Annotated in this window: 2 protein-coding genes; one reads left to right on the top strand and one right to left on the bottom strand. The window is 61.9% G+C overall.

The genetic code is table 11. From position 1 onward, the window contains the following. Positions 1–66: 66 nt before the first annotated feature. Positions 67–1056 carry an alpha/beta hydrolase family protein gene (locus ACXRVY_RS26865; RefSeq protein WP_223456965.1) on the bottom strand — a complete coding sequence of 330 codons (990 nt, stop codon included), beginning with the start codon at positions 1054–1056 and terminating at the stop codon, positions 67–69. Between the two features lie 73 nt (positions 1057–1129). Between ACXRVY_RS26865 and ACXRVY_RS26860 the strand changes: the two genes are divergently transcribed. Next, a partial coding sequence (locus tag ACXRVY_RS26860; RefSeq protein WP_458238715.1) for a transporter substrate-binding domain-containing protein occupies positions 1130–1844 on the top strand: 715 nt, incomplete at its 3' end.

Here is a 1844-nt window from a genome sequence, read left to right as displayed (position 1 = left end):
CAAAAATTGTGGTCGACGATAATCCTGTGCGAGAGAGCTTGCTCGCGATGAAGGCGACACAGTCTTTCAGTCTGTCGCAGGCTGCGGATTCAACCAGCCCCGCACCCGCCGGAACAGTTGCTCCTGTTCGGCCCTGGTATCGGGCAACGCCTTGAGCGCGACCTGGCTGAATGCCGATGACTTCAAGCGCTTGCTGGCCTGCAGGCGTTCCAGTGCTGCGTTGCGATCTGGCGCTTTGTCCTTGTAGTAAATATCCGCGGTCGGCAGTTTCAGGGTCGGGGTCAGCTCCGCCAGCCCGGGCTTCGCTGCCACCGGTGTCCGGGCGGCGACCATCACCAGCTTTTCGACTTGCGACGGCTGCTTCTCGCTCAGGTAACGCGTGGCCCAATAGGCGCCGGAACCATGCCCCAACACCACGATACTGCGGGCGCTTTGCTGTTCGGCGAAGGCGAGTGCGGCGTCGATCCGGGCGAAGATGCGCTCGGCATCGGCCTTGGACTGCTCCTCAGTGGTTTCAGCGATGACTTTGTCGGCCACATCGGCCTCGCCTCCGGCTACCTGTTCGATGGGGGCCGCAGTGGTCGAGTCTTTGCTGCCGGTTTCGGGGGCCTTGGGAGCTGGCGCTGCTTCTACGATACGTGGCGCAATGGCATCGCTTTGCAGGTCCGGCAAGGTGATACTCAGGCTGCTCCACTCGGCGTCCGGCAGTTTGCGCCGCAAAGGACCGACCGCTTGCGGCCAGTCAACGGTTTCGCCGGCGCCGGGGATGATAATCACCGCGCCTTTGGGTTCGGCGGTATTGGCCGGTTTCCACAAGGCCAGAAACGTGTCGGTGCCCGCTTGCAGTTGTTGCTGTTCCTGAGCCGGGATTTTTCGCTCAAGTGCAGTCGCTTCTTCCTGACTACGCTCAGGCAACGGCTGACGTTCGAGTGGTTTTTCTTCGGCGGTTTTTTCTGCTGCTGCAGGCGCCGGGTCGGCCGCCTCGACGGAAAAAGCGCATGGCAGGATCAGCGACAGGCACAATGCTGGCAGTGCCAGGCGGTAGACAGGGGGCATCGGATATTCCAGGCCAGAAGTTGTTCCGGCAGCCTAATGGGTTGGTCAGTATTTGTCAGTGTGTGAGAGTTCAATGATGCGTTTACGCTGCCTGTGGGTTATCGGCTGTTTGTGGTTTCCCTTGATGKGTTGGGCGGCGGCCATGCCCCCGGAGCACGTTGCCCAACTGACTCCGAAACAACAGCACTGGCTGGCGCAGCAGGATGAGTTGCGGGTCGGCGTGGTGTTGCAGGCGCCCTATGCGCAATATGATCGCCGCTTGCAGCGCCTGTCCGGGGTGAATGTCGACTTGATGAAGTGGCTGGCAAAGACCCTCAACGTCGAACTGAGCTGGCGCAACTTTCCCGACCTTGAACAACTGGAGGCGGCTGCACGCGAGGGCGAAATCGACATCGCCCCGGGGCTGACCCAAACCCCTGGCGGATTGCGCCTCTGGCAGTTTTCCGACCCTTACATGCGAGTGCCGCAACTGGTGGTCAGCGACCAGAAAAGCGCGGGCGCGGTCGAGCTGGAAAAGCTCGACAGCCAGACCCGCGTCGCCGTGCGCATGCCCAGCACCATCGCCGATTACCTGCGTAGCAACTATCCGCACCTGAATCTGCAAGGCGTCCCGATGGAGCGTCAGGCATTGCAATTGCTGACTGGCCAGCAGGCGGGTTATGCGGTTGTTGATGAGGCGCAATTGGGGCGCCTGTCCGTCGAGCCGGAGTTCGCCGGGTTGGTGGTTGTCGGGGATGTCGGCTTGCCGCAGCTGCTGCGAGTGGCCACGCGCCGCGACAAGCCGGAAC

The organism is Pseudomonas sp. P5_A2_2, from assembly GCF_054177685.1.
This window is presented reverse-complemented; position numbering and strand designations above follow the sequence as displayed.

Bases quoted from the DNA above. Each gene is read 5' to 3' on its own strand.
- ACXRVY_RS26865 (WP_223456965.1), bottom strand. From the start codon at position 1,056: ATGCCCCCTGTCTACCGCCTGGCACTGCCAGCATTGTGCCTGTCGCTG.